Raw genomic sequence first — 17,215 nt, forward strand, 5'->3', positions numbered from 1 at the left:
CTACTCGGTTCTGGACAAGGCGAAGCTCATCACGCCCCAAAATGGCCGTTGCCACTAGTTCTTACCGTCGGCACGGCGCATTCTGCGGATACACCTGTTCATAATTGTAGTGCGTTCAGCTCGCAGATCCTTCAGAGCCTGCTCTTTGCGCGCGATCCGAACGTGCAGCTTTGCCAAGCGAGCTATCTCTCTGGATTCTGCGAAACGCAACCACGCTGCCCGCAACCCGAAAACGTTGTTGGGTGACGGCCTCATGACCTTTTCAGGCGGCGGATTGTTGTGGCCAATGTGTGCAGCTGGACGCACTGCACACTGGCTTTGATTTCCTGACAACATCATCCCTCTCCTCGGTTAAAGGCTGTGGCCGTCGTCCTCGCCGCGACCTTGCAAGAGCGGGTGTGTCGCTCGGGCGTGAACGTGAGAAAGTTCTTCGGAGATTGCGATGATCCTGGCGGAAGCCATCTGGTGCAGCTCATCGACAACTGCCTCTACGCGGTCATGGCTGTCCGACAATCCTTGCGCCCGGAAGTGGGCCGCTGCGGTGGAGATGTCATCGCTGCGCCATTCCATTGTTGTGCCCATCATGACGTTGTGATGATCACCAAAGCGTGCCACGAACGCCTCACCATCGAGGCCGTAGCTGCTGGCTGTGTCGGTGACTTCCTTTCGGATCGCGGCCCACCTGCCCGCCTCGGCATAATCCAAGGCGTCCATTTCGGCGGTGTTCATCATCGTTGAATAGCGTGTGTCTTCGATGATGAAAGCTTGCAGGTAAGGATCGTTGGGCCGCATATCGGCTACACCACTTTTCAGCTCACCTATCTGAATATCCATTGAGACGCGCAGGTGCGGATCTTCGACCTCGCGTGCCAGTCCCTCCAATTGCTCGATGGACTCCAGAATATTATTGGACGTCGTCAACCAATTGTCGTTGGCATCCTCACCCAAGGTCTCCTGCATATAGACCTCGTAGCGACGTGGAGCTGATTCATACTCCGGGGACGCCTGGAACTCTTCATCACCAACGATGTCCGCCAGAGCGGAGAGGTGGGGATGGCTCTGCTCGTTGTCCCGAACGTCGTTGATATGAGCAACAACCTGCGCCTTAAGCTCTGGTGAAATTGTGTCCTCAAACCCACCAAGTTCGATGTGGCGTTGTAGGTTATTCATGACTTCGGGTGACACATAAGAGGGGTCTCCCGGCTCGCCATAATCATCAAAGTGACGGGCTTGATCCAACAGATGTTCCATCCTCGAAACCATGTGCTCTTCTCCTTCAACCAGTTTGACGGCGAACTCTTCGATCCGCTCTTTGACGGCGCTCGCCTGCTCGTCAAAAAGATCGGACATTCTTGCGATGGACAGGGTCATCACGTCAGCAGCCCTGTCGCGGGCAACTGCTTCGACCTCTGGGGTGTTCTCGACTACCGAAACTCCGTCCTGAACTTTCCACGTGTCGGTCTCGACTTCCTGCCGCAAACCGCGTTCAAGACGGGTCGTCGCAGTCAGCTCGATCCCGTGTTCCTCGGCCACTTCAGCCTGGATGGACCGCTGCACGTCGATGTTCATTTCGCTACTCATTCCCATAGCGAGCCACCGCTCATTCTCGACGCCTCGGCAGTTCACAACGATGTGGACATGGGGGTTATCTGTGTCGGCATGAAACACCGTCAGATAGTCCCACCTGTCGCCAAAATCACCGCTCCCAAACAGCCGATCTGCGAACTCCAAACCGGCCTGATGAGCGGCCTCCGGATAGGTGCCTTCAGGGAAGGAAACGATCATATGGCGGGTGTAACCGTAGTTGGTTTTTCCCGTGAAACCGGTGTCCCATTCTTCGATCAAATCCGAGACTTCCTCGGCATTCATCGGGGTCACGCCATTCTCTCGAATGTCTAAAATACCCTCTGCCCTATCGGTCAAATAGTCGATCTGGCGGCGCAGCTCTTTCGCGTTTCTCACCCCGCCTTTGCGGACGTGTTTCACAACAGCCTCGGGCTTTCCGACCACGGCGCCAAGCCGCGCCTTGACGGATGACCCCCGCGAGACCATGAACTTCATGCGCCTTGCGGCTTGCAACTGCTGGTTGATTCTCTTGGAGCGATCAGCACCCTTCTGAGCGTCGCGAAACGCAAGCTCAAGCAGCTCTCCGGCCGTCAAATCTTTCGCTGCTGCTGTCATTGCTCAGGCTCCCAACTGTCATCTTTCAGAAGCCGTCGAATAGCCGAGTCAGGTTGACGGTTCGCACGAGCCGCAACGATCAGTGCTTTCAGATCGCGCCGATGTTCGATGATTGCGCGATGGAGATTTTCAACATCGCGACGGTCATCATCTGTCCAGATTACGGTGCCGCGTTTGGCAGATTTCGCCAACTGATTGAGGTTGGTGTATCCGCCCTGAATCTGGCGCAGATGCTTCTGCCACAGATCGACCAATGCAGGGTCTGGGTCGAGGTATCCGATCAGACGATAGATGAGACGATGGATGACCTGGTTACGGCTTCGCAGTCCCAGAGACTTCCAGGCAACGTCGAGTTTCGCCAAGGCATCGGACGTCAGCCGGACGGAAAAGACGGTGGTGTCGCTGGTTTTACTCATGTCTTAGAAAATAGCAAACGGCATTTTGTATTACAATCACCTTATCCTGTCAGTTCTCCAAGAGTAAACCGATGGGATTTGAGAAATTCGTTTCTCCAATCGTGATCGGAGCAGCTTTACTCTTGGAGGCAATGTCCACGCCGGGAAAAGGGTCACGTCCCTTTTCCAATCAGCAGGCGTGGGTGCCGGTGGACTGGCGCAGGGCAATCACGCAAAGCGTGGGCTGCCCGAACAGCGCCCGTCACTTTCCGGCACGTTAAATGCAATCTGCATTTTTCGCGCGCTCAAGCGCGCTCCGCATTCCGCCGCCTGGGCGGCGGGCACCAAAGGGTTGGCGTTGGCTCTGCCGGTTAGGTCAGAGCACCAACAAATCGGCTGGGCTGCAGCCGCGCGACCCGACGAGCTGACCGGCTGTCTCACGTCAGGTTAGGGTATCGCGGTCGGGATCGTAGCACGGTGGCAGTCGCGCGGCTTCGGCTCAAAAGACGCGAACGAAGACGGAGCAATCCGACTTCATACTGGCTCTGAACACGACCGCCGGATATACAATGAAAACTGAATGGGTCGGGTTTTTCAGCCGCACCAAAATCACACACCCTGAGGTTGTATTCCGTGAGGGCTTGGGATTACCCGTTTGATCTGGTCCGGATAGACTGTACTGCCTGCGGGCGGTACGGGCAGTATTCCAAAAAGCGGTTTATAGAACTGGTCGGCGCGGACACGCCCCTGCCCTCCGCCCTGAAGATCATCGCCAAAACATGCGACCGTGAATAGGACGGGTTGGCCATGCACAATCGATGTGGCGCAGGCTATCCGGATCTCGTCCGGTTCAAGGATGGAAAGAAGAAAGAGCAACGCTGATTGCTTGCGCAATCAGCGGCTCAATGACGTTGAAAGGTTTCTGCTTTGTTGGCATTTCATGCGTCGACGCTTGCGCGTTGGTCAACAGACCAAACCAGTGCGACAGCAAGCGCTGCCAAGAGGGCAACTGCAATGTCGATGTCCATTGCGGTTTGAACAAAACGCTCAGTCATTTGCTCCCCCCTTTCTCAAGGTTTTGGTGATTGGCTGGTTTGGCGGTTGGTTGCAGCGTCTGTCGCTCGACGATTTGTATTCGCGAGCAACACACGCCTTGCAGGATAGGTTCTGAGCTGATTCTATCGTTAGTTGAGGTATCGGGTTTACTGACAATCTCTCCTGTCTCGCTGAACGGAATGTGTCACCGAAAACCTTGGGCCGGAACGGATATAGGTTAGGAGGGATATAGTGATTCGAGGTGACAGGGCAGGTAGGTAGAGATGGTTGATAAGATTATTGATCGCGCGTCGGGCTCAGAGTTGGACGTTGTAGAGACCGATGGTGTCGTTGAACTGACAGGATCATCTGATGTGCATCTGGGTGTCAGCGTCGATTCAGTCGAAAGCCTCGCGCGCAGCGGTAATGACCTTGTTGTAGTCTCCGAGGGTGGAGGCACTACTGTCATTGGGGATTTCTTCGTTGGCTCAGGCAACGGTCAGGGCAGCCGTATATTTTTGAATGGAACAACCGAGGTGAGTGGCACGCAGCGCCGGGGCGACGACATGATCGTACGCCTTGAAAACGGCGACGTGCTGGTGATCGAGGGGTTTTACAACAAAAACACAGGTGTCGGCGAAGGGAATGCAGTTGCTGGCGAAGGGTCCGTGTTGGAATTGGCCGATGAGAGCAGTTTGCTGTCGGGTGGCGGTGCAGCTGTGCCGCCGTGGGCGCTCCTTGCAGGTGGCGTTACCGGGACAGCGGCAGTCGCAGCTGCGGCGGGCGAATTTGGTGGCGGGTCGTCTGACGGGGATGGGTCGTCTGACGGGAGCGACACCGCAGCGTCCACGCCGCTTGTTGCGACACTTCCGCCTCCTGTGATTGACCCTACGAATGGAAGTGTGATCAGCGGCACGGCGGTGCCCGGGTCCACGATTGAGGTCGACGTTGATGGGGACGAGGTAGCGGATTTCACCACGACTGCTGATCCGGACACCGGAGCATTCCGCATTGATCTCGACCCTGCTCTTGATGATGGTCAGCTCACCACAGCGACTGTGAGGGATGCAGACGGGAACTTCAGCCTGGCTGCGACGGTAACCGTGGATGCGACACCCCCCCCTATTCCTGTCATTAACCCGACGAACGGAAGCGTGATCAGCGGCACAGCGGAGGCTGGATCTACGGTCGAAGTTGACGTCAGCGGGGACGGATCGAGGATTTTGACCACGATCGCTGATGGGGACGGAGCTTGGAGCGTCGATCTCCGTTCTGCTCCTCTTGCAGATGGTCAGGCAGTCAGTGTGACCGTGACGGATGCAGCCGGGAACACCAGCCTGGCTGCGACGGCAACGGTAGATGCAACTGCACCCGGATCTCCTGTCGTTAACCAAGCGAATGGAACGGCTATTGCCGGTACGGCGGAGGCCGGATCCACAATTACGATTGACTTTGAGGATGCCGCGTTGGCGGATCTCACCACGACGGTTGATGAGACCGGCGCGTGGAGCATTGATGTCACGTCCGTTGATTTCTTAGGCATTCAGCTTCCGAGGTTCGGCGCGACCGCAACGGACGCGGCGGGAAACACAAGCCAGGCTGTGTCGGGAAGGCTGGACCCTGTTTCTAATGCGACAGTTTTTGCCACAGACGGAACCGTGATCTACGGCACAGCGGAAACCTTCCTCGCGGTTATTGATGTTGACGTTGATGCCGATGGTACGACAGATTATACTTTTACCACTACTGGCGACAGTTCCTGGGCCATTGATTTAGACCCTGATCTTCTAATTGGTCAGGATGTCAGAGTGACCGTAACGGATGCAGCCGGGAACATCGCGTCTACGACGGTAACGGTGGGCGCGGTCACTGGTATAAGCGCTTTCAGTTTCTCTACAGGCAGCGCCGGTGGCACCGCAAAGCCTGGGTCCACGGTTGAGCTAGACGTTGATGGGGACGGAGTGACGGATTTCACCCCCGTGGTTGGTACTCAGGGAATCTGGAACGTTAACTTCCCTATCGCCCTTGCAGAGGGTCAGGTAATCACGGCGTTCTCCAGGGATGCAGCCGGGAATACCAGCCCGACTGTGACGGCAAGGGCGGGTGAAGGTACAGCCGGCACCAGCGGGGAAATTAGGCTCACTCCCATCCAGGGGCCTGGTCCGTCCAGCTCCACGGAAAGTGACATCTCTGCAGCGAACGGGACGTTGAATGACGCCTCGCTGTCGCAGTTGGATACGTTCGCCGACGCGACAGTCGGGGACAACACAACCGAAGATGTGCTGGACTTCAGCGCTCTGGTCACCCCCCAGATCGTCAATGGGGGCGGTGCACCGAACTTCACCATGGGGGCGGAGCACAATGTAGATTGGAGCGCTGATCCCAAGCCAGCTGTTGCAAATGGCCAGTTTATCACTACGCCCCTGACGGATGCGGCCGGGAACACCAGCCAGGCCGAGACGGTAACGGTTGATACCGTTGCACCATCGCTAAGGGTTGGTGCCACGGATGGAACCACGCTCAGTGGTTTGACGGAAGCGTTCGCCAGGGTTGATGTTGACGTTGATGGGACCATTTTCACCAAGTCGGCGGGTGACAACGGAGACTGGCATATTGATCTCAGCTCTGTCCCTCTTTCGAACGGTCAGGAAGTTACCGTGTGACCGTGACGGATCGCTAAGGGTTGGTGCCACGAACCACGCTCAGTGGTTTGACGGAAGCGGCCAGGGTTGATGTTGACGTTGATGGGACCATTTTCACCAAGTCGGCGGGTGACAACGGAGATTGGCACATTGACCTTAGCTCTGTTCCTCTTTCGAACGGTCAGTGTGACCGTGACGGATGCGGCCGGGAACACCAGCCAGGCCGAGACGGTAACGGTTGATACCGTTGCACCATCGCTAAGGGTTGGTGCCACGGATGGAACCACGCTCAGTGGTTTGACGGAAGCGTTCGCCAGGGTTGATGTTGACGTTGATGGGACCATTTTCACCAAGTCGGCGGGTGACAACGGAGATTGGCACATTGACCTTAGCTCTGTTCCTCTTTCGAACGGTCAGGAAGTTAGTGTGACCGTGACGGATGCGGCCGGGAACACCAGCCAGGCCGAGACGGTAACGGTTGATACCGTTGCACCATCGCTAAGGGTTGGTGCCACGGATGGAACCACGCTCAGTGGTTTGACGGAAGCGTTCGCCAGGGTTGATGTTGACGTTGATGGGACCATTTTCACCAAGTCGGCGGGTGACAACGGAGACTGGCATATTGATCTGCGGCCGGGAACACCAGCCAGGCCGAGACGGTAACGGTTGATACCGTTGCACCATCGCTAAGGGTTGGTGCACACGGTGTCCCTCTTTCGAACGGTCAGGAAGTTAGTGTGACCGTGACGGATGCGGCCGGGAACACCAGCCAGGCCGAGACGGTAACGGTTGATACCGTTGCACCATCGCTAAGGGTTGGTGCCACGGATGGAACCACGCTCAGTGGTTTGACGGAAGCGTTCGCCAGGGTTGATGTTGACGTTGATGGGACCATTTTCACCAAGTCGGCGGGTGACAACGGAGATTGGCACATTGACCTTAGCTCTGTTCCTCTTTCGAACGGTCAGGAAGTTAGTGTGACCGTGACGGATGCGGCCGGGAACACCAGCCAGGCCGAGACGGTAACGGTTGATACCGTTGCACCATCGCTAAGGGTTGGTGCCACGGATGGAACCACGCTCAGTGGTTTGACGGAAGCGTTCGCCAGGGTTGATGTTGACGTTGATGGGACCATTTTCACCAAGTCGGCGGGTGACAACGGAGATTGGCATATTGACCTTAGCTCTGTTCCTCTTTCGAACGGTCAGGAAGTTAGTGTGACCGTGACGGATGCGGCCGGGAACACCAGCCAGGCCGAGACGGTAACGGTTGATACCGTTGCACCATCGCTAAGGGTTGGTGCCACGGATGGAACCACGCTCAGTGGTTTGACGGAAGCGTTCGCCAGGGTTGATGTTGACGTTGATGGGACCATTTTCACCAAGTCGGCGGGTGACAACGGAGAGCTCTGTTCCTCTTTGGCATATGTGACCGTGACGGATGCGGCCGGGAACACCAGCCAGGCCGAGACGGTAACGGTTGATACCGTTGCACCATCTTTCGCCAGGGTTGATGTTGACGATATTGATCTCAGCTCTGTCCCTCTTTCGAATGGTCAGGAAGTTAGTGTGACCGTGACGGATGCGGCCGGGAACACAAGCCAGGCAGAGACGGTAACGGTTGACACCGTTGCGCCGTCGCTGAGGGTTGGTGCCACGGATGGAACCACGCTCAGTGGTTTGACGGAAGCGTTCGCCAGGGTTGATGTTGATGTTGATGGGACCATTTTCACCCAGTTGGCGGGTGACAGCGGAGATTGGAGCATTAACTTCGGCTCTGTTCCTCTTTCGAACGGTCAGGAAGTTAGTGTGACCGTGACGGATGCGGCCGGGAACACAAGCCAGGCAGAGACGGTAACGGTTGATACCGTTGCGCCCGCGATGGCGGCAACTGGTTATTGGGGCGAAACGGGGGAAACTACGCTCACCGGCGGGCTCGGCCGCGATACGTTCGGCTATGGTTCCGAAAACGCAGGCGACGATACCATCACCGACTTCACGAAAGGCATGGGTGGTGACATCATCGACATCAGTGATCTGCTGATCGGATTTGGCAATGAACCCACCGATATCTCGAACGACATCTCCGACTTCGTCACTTCGAGCGATGACGGCTCGGGCAATGCGGTCCTGACCATCGATCATGATGGCGGAGGTCCGCAGTCAGACGGGGTCACAATCACCCCGGAGAATATAGCGCAATCCAATGACCTGCTGGATACCCTGATCCCAGACTTCAACCACGTTGTTGGGTGAGCCGGAGAGGCAGGTTTAGGTTTCGTTTTTGAGAAGGATGGCAGGGCGCTGTTTCTGATCCGACCAGGAACGTAACCCCCCGTCCACTCCGCTATCCTTCTCGGAGAGAAAGGACCAGGCGCACAGCGAACCCAAGTGCAGTGTTGACTGCTTCTCGCAATCCCCGGCTCAATGACGTCGGAAGAGTTCTGCTCGGTTGGCTTTCCATGCGTCAACGCTTGCGCGTTGATCGACATACCAAACCAGTGCAACAGCAAGCGCAACCAAGAGGGCAACGGCAATGCCGATGTCCATGACGTTTTGAATAACTCGCACTATCATTTCCTTCCCCCTTTCCGACGGTTTTGGTGATTGAATGGTTTCGGGCTTCGCCCGGCTTAGTGGCTCCAGTGGTCCCGGCCGTACTTGCGGCCGCGGACTGTAATCCGGTTTTGGGCGTCGATTGGCACATCCTCGTGTGCCAGCTGCCCAGACCGGCAAGCGCGATAGATGGAGGCGTAGAAGTCGCCAAAGCTATGAATGGTGAACTGCCATTCGCCTCGGCCTTGTTCGCGGCTTTGGAAGTAGCAATGAAAGTTCCGGCACTCCCAAGAACCCTGCCACCAGCTTGCGCCGGGGGTGCCTTTGTCGGCCGGGGTCATTGGGATCAGCTCCAGCTGTGTCATGATCGGACTCCGTCAGAAAATGGCGGGGGCCGCTTTCGCGGCCTCCCGACGTTTTCCAATTCAGCAATTGGTGAAGGACCAGCCCCCACCGCCTCCGGCGCTTTCTTTTCCGCCGCCACCGCACTTAAGGGCTTCGACCTCGATGCCCAGTTGATTGCGGGCCCATGCCTCGGCTTTCTTTCCGGTTTCATCAAAGACGATGGAGCTGGTCAGGCCCGGCGCGCGGCCAACCTGGTACACGGTCTTTGTTCCTCCGTGCGTGATGCGCACGCCTGGAACAGTGCCACTGATCGAGCTGTCATAAGCGTTCCAGATTTGGACCTTCGCGCTGTGGTCAATCACTTTGTCAAACGCGAGTGCCGAAGTGGCAGTAACGACTGTGATTGCTACACCAAGGATGCTGCTCTTGTTCAGGTTCATTGGTTTTTCCTTCCTTCAATTGGCTCACAAAAGGGGGGACCGTCTGCGTTGAGCCACGACGCAGGCGGATCGGTGACGCGCTGCCGGTTTCGGCAGGCGCGTTGTTCTTCAGGCTGCGAGGCGTTCGCCCTTGATGACGTTCTCCTGCCGGACATTCCCAACGGTCCACAGATCGGAAAGACGGTCAGCGTTGCGGCGGGATTTGAGCAGGGCATCAGCCTGAACCGGCGCTGGCTTGGCGTCCTCTTTGTGCGCCTCTGGAAAGCGCAGCTCGTGCACGACGTCCGCGAACACTTTGCGCTCGGCTTCGTTCAGCGTGATCCCTTTGAAGGCTTCAACCTGCTCGGCCACCTGTGGGGCATCTTCCAGAACGGAGAACGCTCCTTCGATGACCTCATGGATGGCGTTGCCCGAATGACGAACTTTCACCTCGTTGAAACTGTCACCGACCATCAGGCCGTTGGCGCAGACAAACCGAAAGAACCCCGGCACCATCTGGTAGGACGATGTTCCGTCGTTGGCGTTGACGAGGATGATTTCAAAGGCTTCGCCTTCGGCATTGGTGATAGAGCGGTGACGCAGGCGCAGCATGTGCTTGGTGAACTCGGCCTTACCTTCAATGCGAGTGTTCGCCTGTTGCGCAAAGAACGGGTCAAACCCTTCCTTACTCGGTTACGCCGTCGTTGTCGTTGCGATTTGGGAAGGCCACCATTTCGACGCCGGGGAACATATCGTGTCTGACTTGGATCGAGGTGATGTTGCCGTGATCGTCGGTGTTTACGAATGCGACACCGCAGCGGTTCCAGAAATTCTTGCCATCTTTTTCACCGGATTTGACGTTCAGTTTCAGAATTTGAGTTGCCATTGTTTGATCCTCGTTTTTGAGTGTTTCGATGAACATGGAGAAAGCGGGCACTAAGGGGACGTCAGCGGCTATTTTGCTTCGCGATGCAAAGCCGGGCCTGCTCGGCGGCGGAAAATAGTCGTTGAAGCTGCCGATCTTTACACAGATCGGCAGCGGCTTCCCCGACTGCCCGCTTATGTTCATCAATAAGAAACACGTGAACGAGGATCTTCACTGGCAACGGGTTTGAGGCTGTCATGACCAGTGAAAGGCAAGAATTTCTGGAGCCGATGCGCGCGGAACGATGGAACGGTGATAAACCGCAAAAGACGGCAACATCACCTCGATCCGACACAAGCGCTGTGCGCGGATCCGCGAGCTGGTGGCCTTCCCAAAACGGAATGACCTGCGCAACAGAGATTCAAGGCGGCACAAACCGCCCTTTTCCATCGGCGGAAGCGAACAGCGGGCCAGGGGGAACGGAGAGATTTCGCGGAAAAGACGGCGGCCAATCTCAATCAGCCCGGGTGTTACCTGGCGCCGTGCGGGACGGATGCGTTGGCCGCTTTGGCGGCCCCAAGCGGAGCGACCAGTCGTGCAGGTGCGTGGGGCGTAAGCCCCAGGCGCCAAGGGACAACAACGGCATCCTCATCCACCGAGCGTTTAACGAACAAGGTCCGGTGTGCGGACTTTGACAAAGTTGAAATTTTATCGTTAGCAGAACCGAAACAACGCTCAGCAAAAGAGGGCTTGGCCTACTCTATGGCGCAATTCGAAGTTCGACTAATGTTTGAGTGGGGAGGGCCCTGTTTGTGGGGCATGAATGAAGCAACTCAATCCGCATTTGGGGGTTATTCAGACCTGGAGAGTTCCTTGCCTCTATCAATCAGAACAAAGGCGAAGCTGACTGAACTCATAACTGCTCACGATACAGCTCTAGATTGGGCAGATCCGGGTGGGCCTAGTCCTTGGTCGAAGGATGAATTTGACAAGTTCGAAGTCGAAGCGCGCGCTATTCTCAAAACAATTCAAACCGAACTCGGTGACCAGTTCTTAGTTTGGTACAATCCGGTTGGAACAGCAGACGAGGGGTAGCTTTGGGCTCCATGCGTCGTTCGCTGTTTGCTTTGCGGACAAAGTGTGAATTCGCTGCGACTGCGACAATAGTCGCTTTCGGGAGTACTCGACATACGGTCATTTTATGAAGTTACGCCTCAAAAACGGCATGCACGGTGTAACATATGGTCTTGGCATAGCTTTCGGATGCGGGTCAGGGGATTCCTGTTTAGCGCTTTCGCATTTGGGCTTTTATCGATCGACACACATCTAGCAATCCACAAGCTCAAGCCACAAGTCAGCATCTGCTTGACCTAAACCCACGACGTCGTCGCGCTCGCCATTGTCTGGAATCCCCGGTGCGGAGAAAGATAGCAATAAATCGCGACATACACCTCTTTGTGTATCTTTTCTAAGTGGGTGGTTTGCCGGAAGTGCAACGTTAACGGGCGGTGTTTCGTAGCCGCAACAAACGAACCTCAAAGGCTCCATGCCGTAGGCCGAAACCAAAACTTGTTGAACATCTAACACTCGGCTTGCAGGAACTATGAACGCCGCCTTGACGACTGTTTGGGAACCTGTTGGTCTTTCACAATGGTTTAATGGGATATCTCGAATATCTTTAGGCAAAAACTGGATGAGAAATTCGCAGCTTTCTTCCATCGAAGGTTCATCTGCGCTGGCGGCTGTGCCACCAACCAGCGCAATGCACACTAGGGCCACAGAAGTAAGTGCCGTAGGTTTCATGGAGTAAATCCCGATTGGAAGCCGAGTGGTTGTTGAACGCTTTAGCGCAAATCGTAATAGCAGACGTTAGCTGGATTGCGGAAATTCTGTCAATAAGGCTGGCGTTCAAGCTAAGCTCAGCATAGGTCGTAAATGTACTCAGGTCGAAACCGCGCATAGTTCGCGGGATGATGAGTGTGTCCGCGGACACAACTCCATTCACCTGTATCAAAGTGATGCTCGGTTACTGATCAATAATGATAACATCAACCGTTTCACCGAGTGCCCTGTGACAAGCCTCGTAATTGAAAGTTTCATCCTTATTGCGAAGCTCTGAGATAGATGTTTTGAGCCCAAACCCAGCATCCCAACGTGCAATAGCATCTTTGAGGATACGAAATACCTTTTTGTGGTTTCCTTGCGACATGAAGAACAGAGCGATGCCACCCATAAGGATGTTGCCACCGCCGGGAAGAAGTCTAATGCCCTTCCATGGCGTGGGTTGCCACATGGCTTCAAGTTCTTCGACGCTTTGGTCGGTTGGGGCAGGGGCAACGGGGCTTTCTACCCCCATGAAGTCAGCAAAAGTTCGGAGCTCGGGATTAAACAGCGGTGTGTCTTCACCAGCAAAGTACAAGCTGATCGTGGATTGTGGATCAGAGTCAATGACACCGACCTCAGTCCATAAACCAGGCGCATATACTGTGCTAAATGCGCGGCAGTTAAGGACTTACCTGTCTCACCCTTTTTTGCCCCAACACAGGCAACTTTGGGCTCGGAGTGGACATTCGAGTCAACGATACTTGTCGAATGACGGTTGTGCGGACGAAACAGTCGTTCAACTTTGTAGGTTCGAAGGCACGCAACTGTCAGAAACTATGGAGGAGTGGTTCACCTTCATCAGGTGGCCCGCTCTAACTGACGGTTCGGTGACTTTCGCTTTGAAGTGCTTGTGCAGAAATCGCATAGAATTTCACGTGCTTCCATTCGTAGCAACGACGAGCCGAGATTGACGCCAAATGGTTGACCACTTGGAGGGTTCTGGGTAGGCAGTAATCAACGTCCGCCAAGCTCTTGCCCCAACTTCAAGTAATACCACCTGAATGACAGTGAACACCGCAATGAAACAAGTCCCGACGCCGCATCCGTTCTATACTTTCGGCCTCTGGGCCGTGGTTGCCGGCGGTCTCGGTGTTATCGCCGTGTTCATGCACATCGTCTATCCGAGCCTTCAGCCCGCTCCCTCCGTGGGAAGCCAGATCGGCGAGATTGCAGGCGACATAGGGAGATCTGCTTGGTTCAGCCTGCGTGGATTGGAAGACACTTTGCCTGTCGAGGAAGAAACAAACTACTGGATTTACCTAGCCGTAGTCGGCCCGGTACTAGGCGTTGTGGCTCTGGTGCGGTCGCTAATCTCCGGTCTGCGCCAGGAGAATTGGCGCTATCCAGCCTATGGCGCAAGCCTTGGGTTCGCGGCTATCACGTTCCAGTTCTTCTGGCTGATCGCGGCACTGATCGCCGGTGTGGTGCTCCTCGCCGCAATCATAGAGAATATAGGGGACATCTTCAGCTGGCCCTTTGGCGGCTAGGTAACCAGAAACCCGGATACTGTTCCTCTTGCTGAATGATGCAGGTTCTTGGCTCTTGGAGTACAACAGAAAAACTGGACGAGACCCTAATAGAAGCTTTCGGGGATGTAAAGCCAGGCCTCTTCTTTAATCTGTGGTCAGCACTCTTCCCGCACACGGACATAAATTGCCCTGGAATCTCAAATGCAAAAACCGGTGAAGCCGCATGAAACAGGCTCCAATCGGTCCGCTTAGCGACGGCGGTTCTTGGCTCAAACCAAACATTCACTGGTTTCAGCTCGGCTCTCGTTCACGCAAGAAAAAAGGCCCGCCGGAGCAGACCAGTTTCTCTCGCCATGAGAGGAAATTCAAAGAGGTTCGTTAACGCTATCGGTTGCGCATCCGATCTACAACGCCATCGTAGGTGATCGCAGTTATTCGATCCTCAGAGCGGCGGGTCATCTCGATCCCGTCACCGGTCATTGTGGATTCTGCGTACTCAGTCCATTTGAAGATACTGCCATCCGCTTCAACGTGGGTTTCATCTTCAGCGGCACGGCGTTTAATTGAACCGTCGTGGTGGATTTGGATAACGGTGTTGTCGGCCATCCGGACGGTCACGGAATGATCATCGACGGCGACGCCTTGCCACCAGATTTCAGCATCACGACGCACAACAATACGACCGGGGTGCAGCTTGATTTGCACGTCCTGAGTATCCTCCGGGTCAGCGGCTTTGACGACAACAATAGCCTCCTGCTCAGCAGGATCACCATGCAGGAATGCGCTGCCGTTCTTCGGCGGCCAGAACTTCGGTTCGTTGCGCTGCCGTTTGTTCTGGTCCTTGTGAAAGGTGATATACATCTGCGCGGATTTCCAGACACGGCGAATGGTCTTTTCGACTGTCGAAGGAGCTGCATCGGTAGACATGGCCGTTTGCCTTCTTAAAGGATTAACTCACGTGCATTTTCGGGGTGAGAGTCACACCCACAGCACTCAGCACTTTCAGCACTGTGCCAAATTCGGGATTGCCGTTTTCGCTAAGTGCGCGATAGAGGCTTTCCCGAGACAGGCCAGATTTGTCGGCCACGTTCGACATCCCTTTAGCCTTGGCAACATCGCCAAGCGCCGCTGCGATCAGGGCCGTGTCATTGGTTTCAAAAGCCGCTTCAAGATAGGCTTGAATAGCTTCGGGGCTGTCCAGATAATCAGCCGCTTCAAACTTCGTTGTTTTGACACCCATGTTTTTCACTCCAACTCTTTTGCCATCGCTTTGGCTGTTTTGATGTCCGCTTGCTGGGATGACTTGTCTCCCCCGCATAGCAAAATGATCAAAACGTCGCCGCGCGACACGTAGTAAACGCGATACCCTTTACCTTCAGAGACACGCAGTTCACTCACACCTTCACCAACCGGCTTCACGTCACCGGGATTGCCTAGGCTCAACCGCGTGATGCGAACCAAAATCTTGGCCTTCGCCCTTTGGTCCTTCAAGTTCTTGAGCCACTTGTCAAACAGGTCAGTCTTACGAATTTCTATCATATCTAAATGTAGCCTACAAGCTACAGCTTTTCAAGCGGAAACGATGTAAAGCGATGAATTAAAAGTACAAAACACCGATGAGAGGTAGGGCGCTTAGCGCCCTACCCGATGGATTTAGAAGCAATCAGGAACCCAACCGTCGATCCGGGCTTTCTGTTCAGGGGTAACGCGCAAAGCCTTTTGATGCTCTGGGTCGTTGAACAGCTTGTGCATCGCTTCGTTTTTCTCGCCCTTCTTGGACTTGCTGAACGCGCGGTAGTCGTCGGTATCCAAGTGCAAATCCAGAAGGTCTTTGTACAGTTCATCCAACTGTACACCTTTGAGCCGTTTGAAGCAGTTTGCCGCTGAGGACGTCCAGATCGAGCACATGTCTGCGCCAACATCAGCCGCGATTTCCGCCATAAATTCGGGCTTCTGGGTTGTGAAACGACGGGCAAGATACGTCGTAACTTCACCGTTGCGGGTCTTCTTACCCAGATCGCGGAACGCTTTGAAAGCTTCGACGCTGCCTTTGCGCGCCATTTCCTGGAACTGGTCATAGGCGTCCTCTGCGACCTCATCACGCTCACCACCAAGGCCCGGATCAAGATGGAATTGATTGGTTCGGGGCGTAAGCCGCTGCAACGGTGATGATGAACGCAGTCCTGGCCGAATGGCTCAGGATTTTCCCTAATCGTTCATACTCAAACTGACAAGAAACAAACCGGCAAGCAACGCAGAGCAACTAAACTCGACTTCCAAAAAACCGTCATTTCTCAACAGGTCTGATGCCATGTCACTTCTTGAAAGGAACGGAAGACACGAAGTCGATATGGAGTTTCAAGTGTTGGCAGTCGCTACAGCGCGCGCAGGACGAGAGATGGACGATCTCTAGGGCGTATACGCAAACGAGCTGTAGCGACTAACCTTGGTTGTCAGACCACAAGCTGACACACGCATTAGTAGAGTTATCTGAGATTGAAAACAAGCTAACCGGGGGCACGGTAAAGTCACGTCTTCGTGTGCGAAACCACAGGCTGGGCGCTGGAGCACAGAAAAGGGCGGCTTTCGCCGCCCTGCCCTTGTTTACTCTGCGACACCGTCGTCGTTGCGTTTTGGGAAGGCCACCATTTCGACGCCGGGGAACATATCGTGTTTGACCTGGATCGAGGTGATGTTGCCGTGATCGTCGGTGTTTACAAAGGCGACACCGCAGCGGTTCCAGAAATTCTTGCCATCTTTTTCACCGGATTTGACGTTCAGTTTCAGAATTTGAGTTGCCATTGTTTGATCCTCGTTTTTGAGTGTTTCGATGAACATGGAAGAAGCGGGCATAAAGGGGGTGTCAGCACGTAATTTGTTGCGCGAGGAATGCGCGATCAGCGCAGGGGAAATTACGTGTTGAAGCGGAGCGCCCGGCACGGGGGCTGCGCGTCTGCCCCGACTGCCCGCTTATGTTCATCAATAAGAAACACGTGAACGAGGATTTTCACTGGCAACGGATTTAGGCTGTCAGGGCCCATGAAAGGCAAGAATTTCTGGAGCCGATGCGCGCGGAACGTTTGAACGGTGGTAAACCGCAAAAGACGGCAACATCACCTCGATCCGACACAAGCGCGGCGTGTAGATCCGCGAGCTGGTGGCCTTCCCAAAACGGAATGACCTGCGCAACAGAGATTCAGGGCGGCACAAACCGCCCTTTTCCATCGGCGGAAGCGAACAGCCGGGCCGGGGGAACTGAGAAGGTTGCGCGGAAAAGGTTGCGACCAGTCTCAATCAGCCCGGTTGTTCCCTGGCGCAGTGCGTGACGGATGTGTCGGCCGCCTTGGCGGCCCCAAGCGGAGCGACCAGTCGTGCAGGCGCGTGGGGCGCAAACCCCAGGCACCAAGGGATGACAACGGCACCTA

At 55.2% G+C, this 17,215-nt stretch carries 19 protein-coding genes and 1 pseudogene; 5 read left to right on the top strand and 15 right to left on the bottom strand.

Annotated features, from left to right (window positions below):
* Nucleotides 1–351 precede the first annotated feature (351 nt).
* The 3 genes from ACXAGD_RS22605 to ACXAGD_RS22615 all read right to left on the bottom strand — a co-directional run bounded on the left by ACXAGD_RS22605 (nt 352) and on the right by ACXAGD_RS22615 (nt 3,591).
* A complete protein-coding gene (locus tag ACXAGD_RS22605; protein WP_475214324.1) occupies nt 352–2,181 on the bottom strand; it encodes a relaxase/mobilization nuclease domain-containing protein in 1,830 nt (609 codons plus the stop codon).
* Nucleotides 2,178–2,597: a hypothetical protein gene (locus ACXAGD_RS22610; protein ID WP_475214326.1), complete on the bottom strand. Its 420-nt coding sequence runs from the start codon at nt 2,595–2,597 to the stop codon at nt 2,178–2,180. Before ACXAGD_RS22610 ends, ACXAGD_RS22605 begins: the two co-directional genes overlap by 4 nt.
* 829 nt (nt 2,598–3,426) lie before the next feature.
* A complete protein-coding gene (locus ACXAGD_RS22615) occupies nt 3,427–3,591 on the bottom strand; it encodes a hypothetical protein (protein ID WP_475214328.1) in 165 nt (54 codons plus the stop codon).
* Nucleotides 3,592–3,895: 304 nt separating this feature from the next.
* Here ACXAGD_RS22615 and ACXAGD_RS22620 point away from each other — a divergent pair, with 304 nt between their 5' ends.
* From ACXAGD_RS22620 to ACXAGD_RS22630, 3 genes are all read left to right on the top strand, one after another.
* On the top strand, nt 3,896–6,274 hold the full coding sequence (locus ACXAGD_RS22620) for a beta strand repeat-containing protein (RefSeq protein WP_475214330.1): 2,379 nt from the start codon (nt 3,896–3,898) through the stop codon (nt 6,272–6,274).
* 108 nt (nt 6,275–6,382) lie between these two features.
* Nucleotides 6,383–6,916: an Ig-like domain-containing protein gene (locus tag ACXAGD_RS22625; RefSeq protein ID WP_475214332.1), complete on the top strand. Its 534-nt coding sequence runs from the start codon at nt 6,383–6,385 to the stop codon at nt 6,914–6,916.
* 74 nt (nt 6,917–6,990) lie between these two features.
* Nucleotides 6,991–8,508: an Ig-like domain-containing protein gene (locus ACXAGD_RS22630; RefSeq protein WP_475214334.1), complete on the top strand. Its 1,518-nt coding sequence runs from the start codon at nt 6,991–6,993 to the stop codon at nt 8,506–8,508.
* 168 nt (nt 8,509–8,676) lie between these two features.
* On the opposite strand, the gene ACXAGD_RS22635 is transcribed toward ACXAGD_RS22630, so the two are convergent.
* From ACXAGD_RS22635 to ACXAGD_RS22665, 7 genes and pseudogenes are all read right to left on the bottom strand, one after another.
* Nucleotides 8,677–8,802 (bottom strand): hypothetical protein, encoded by a 126-nt coding sequence (locus tag ACXAGD_RS22635; protein WP_475214336.1) that lies wholly within the window; start codon nt 8,800–8,802, stop codon nt 8,677–8,679.
* Nucleotides 8,803–8,885: 83 nt separating this feature from the next.
* Nucleotides 8,886–9,173, bottom strand: a complete 288-nt coding sequence (locus ACXAGD_RS22640) for a hypothetical protein (RefSeq protein WP_475214338.1) — start codon at nt 9,171–9,173, stop codon at nt 8,886–8,888.
* Nucleotides 9,174–9,233: 60 nt separating this feature from the next.
* Nucleotides 9,234–9,593 (bottom strand): hypothetical protein, encoded by a 360-nt coding sequence (locus ACXAGD_RS22645; RefSeq protein WP_475214340.1) that lies wholly within the window; start codon nt 9,591–9,593, stop codon nt 9,234–9,236.
* A 108-nt stretch (nt 9,594–9,701) separates the two neighbouring features.
* Nucleotides 9,702–10,247, bottom strand: a pseudogene (locus tag ACXAGD_RS22650) (DUF932 domain-containing protein); the annotation flags it as partial.
* Between the two features lie 10 nt (nt 10,248–10,257).
* The gene (locus tag ACXAGD_RS22655; RefSeq protein WP_475214342.1) at nt 10,258–10,458 is read right to left on the bottom strand and encodes a hypothetical protein; all 201 of its coding nucleotides are present in this window, start codon (nt 10,456–10,458) and stop codon (nt 10,258–10,260) included.
* A 1,305-nt stretch (nt 10,459–11,763) separates the two neighbouring features.
* Nucleotides 11,764–12,240: a hypothetical protein gene (locus tag ACXAGD_RS22660; protein WP_475214344.1), complete on the bottom strand. Its 477-nt coding sequence runs from the start codon at nt 12,238–12,240 to the stop codon at nt 11,764–11,766.
* 223 nt (nt 12,241–12,463) lie between these two features.
* On the bottom strand, nt 12,464–12,856 hold the full coding sequence (locus ACXAGD_RS22665) for a hypothetical protein (RefSeq protein WP_475214346.1): 393 nt from the start codon (nt 12,854–12,856) through the stop codon (nt 12,464–12,466).
* Nucleotides 12,857–13,340: 484 nt separating this feature from the next.
* Here ACXAGD_RS22665 and ACXAGD_RS22670 point away from each other — a divergent pair, with 484 nt between their 5' ends.
* Nucleotides 13,341–13,808 (top strand): hypothetical protein, encoded by a 468-nt coding sequence (locus ACXAGD_RS22670; RefSeq protein ID WP_475214348.1) that lies wholly within the window; start codon nt 13,341–13,343, stop codon nt 13,806–13,808.
* 205 nt (nt 13,809–14,013) lie between these two features.
* Entirely contained in the window at nt 14,014–14,172 is a 159-nt protein-coding gene (locus ACXAGD_RS22675; protein ID WP_475214350.1) for a hypothetical protein, read from the top strand.
* A gap of 2 nt (nt 14,173–14,174) precedes the next feature.
* Here ACXAGD_RS22675 and ACXAGD_RS22680 read toward each other — a convergent pair whose 3' ends face one another.
* From ACXAGD_RS22680 to ACXAGD_RS22700, 5 genes are all read right to left on the bottom strand, one after another.
* On the bottom strand, nt 14,175–14,717 hold the full coding sequence (locus ACXAGD_RS22680) for a hypothetical protein (protein ID WP_475214352.1): 543 nt from the start codon (nt 14,715–14,717) through the stop codon (nt 14,175–14,177).
* Nucleotides 14,718–14,739: 22 nt separating this feature from the next.
* A complete protein-coding gene (locus ACXAGD_RS22685; RefSeq protein ID WP_475214354.1) occupies nt 14,740–15,030 on the bottom strand; it encodes an addiction module antidote protein in 291 nt (96 codons plus the stop codon).
* A 5-nt stretch (nt 15,031–15,035) separates the two neighbouring features.
* Nucleotides 15,036–15,329: a type II toxin-antitoxin system RelE/ParE family toxin gene (locus ACXAGD_RS22690; protein ID WP_475214356.1), complete on the bottom strand. Its 294-nt coding sequence runs from the start codon at nt 15,327–15,329 to the stop codon at nt 15,036–15,038.
* Nucleotides 15,330–15,443: 114 nt separating this feature from the next.
* A complete protein-coding gene (locus ACXAGD_RS22695) occupies nt 15,444–15,953 on the bottom strand; it encodes a hypothetical protein (protein ID WP_475214358.1) in 510 nt (169 codons plus the stop codon).
* 441 nt (nt 15,954–16,394) lie between these two features.
* Nucleotides 16,395–16,592, bottom strand: a complete 198-nt coding sequence (locus ACXAGD_RS22700) for a hypothetical protein (protein ID WP_475214360.1) — start codon at nt 16,590–16,592, stop codon at nt 16,395–16,397.
* Between the last annotated feature and the right edge of the window lie 623 nt (nt 16,593–17,215).

It is taken from the genome of Ruegeria sp. ABF4_144 (assembly GCF_056160045.1).

Coding starts and splice junctions, on each gene's coding strand:
- ACXAGD_RS22700 (WP_475214360.1), bottom strand. CDS start 16,592: ATGGCAACTCAAATTCTGAAACTGAACGTCAAATCCGGTGAAAAAGAT.
- ACXAGD_RS22670 (WP_475214348.1), top strand. CDS start 13,341: ATGAAACAAGTCCCGACGCCGCATCCGTTCTATACTTTCGGCCTCTGG.
- ACXAGD_RS22645 (WP_475214340.1), bottom strand. CDS start 9,593: ATGAACCTGAACAAGAGCAGCATCCTTGGTGTAGCAATCACAGTCGTT.
- ACXAGD_RS22680 (WP_475214352.1), bottom strand. CDS start 14,717: ATGTCTACCGATGCAGCTCCTTCGACAGTCGAAAAGACCATTCGCCGT.
- ACXAGD_RS22635 (WP_475214336.1), bottom strand. CDS start 8,802: ATGGACATCGGCATTGCCGTTGCCCTCTTGGTTGCGCTTGCTGTTGCA.
- ACXAGD_RS22620 (WP_475214330.1), top strand. CDS start 3,896: ATGGTTGATAAGATTATTGATCGCGCGTCGGGCTCAGAGTTGGACGTT.
- ACXAGD_RS22605 (WP_475214324.1), bottom strand. CDS start 2,181: ATGACAGCAGCAGCGAAAGATTTGACGGCCGGAGAGCTGCTTGAGCTT.
- ACXAGD_RS22655 (WP_475214342.1), bottom strand. CDS start 10,458: ATGGCAACTCAAATTCTGAAACTGAACGTCAAATCCGGTGAAAAAGAT.
- ACXAGD_RS22675 (WP_475214350.1), top strand. CDS start 14,014: ATGAAACAGGCTCCAATCGGTCCGCTTAGCGACGGCGGTTCTTGGCTC.
- ACXAGD_RS22660 (WP_475214344.1), bottom strand. CDS start 12,240: ATGAAACCTACGGCACTTACTTCTGTGGCCCTAGTGTGCATTGCGCTG.
- ACXAGD_RS22690 (WP_475214356.1), bottom strand. CDS start 15,329: ATGATAGAAATTCGTAAGACTGACCTGTTTGACAAGTGGCTCAAGAAC.
- ACXAGD_RS22610 (WP_475214326.1), bottom strand. CDS start 2,597: ATGAGTAAAACCAGCGACACCACCGTCTTTTCCGTCCGGCTGACGTCC.
- ACXAGD_RS22640 (WP_475214338.1), bottom strand. CDS start 9,173: ATGACACAGCTGGAGCTGATCCCAATGACCCCGGCCGACAAAGGCACC.
- ACXAGD_RS22685 (WP_475214354.1), bottom strand. CDS start 15,030: ATGGGTGTCAAAACAACGAAGTTTGAAGCGGCTGATTATCTGGACAGC.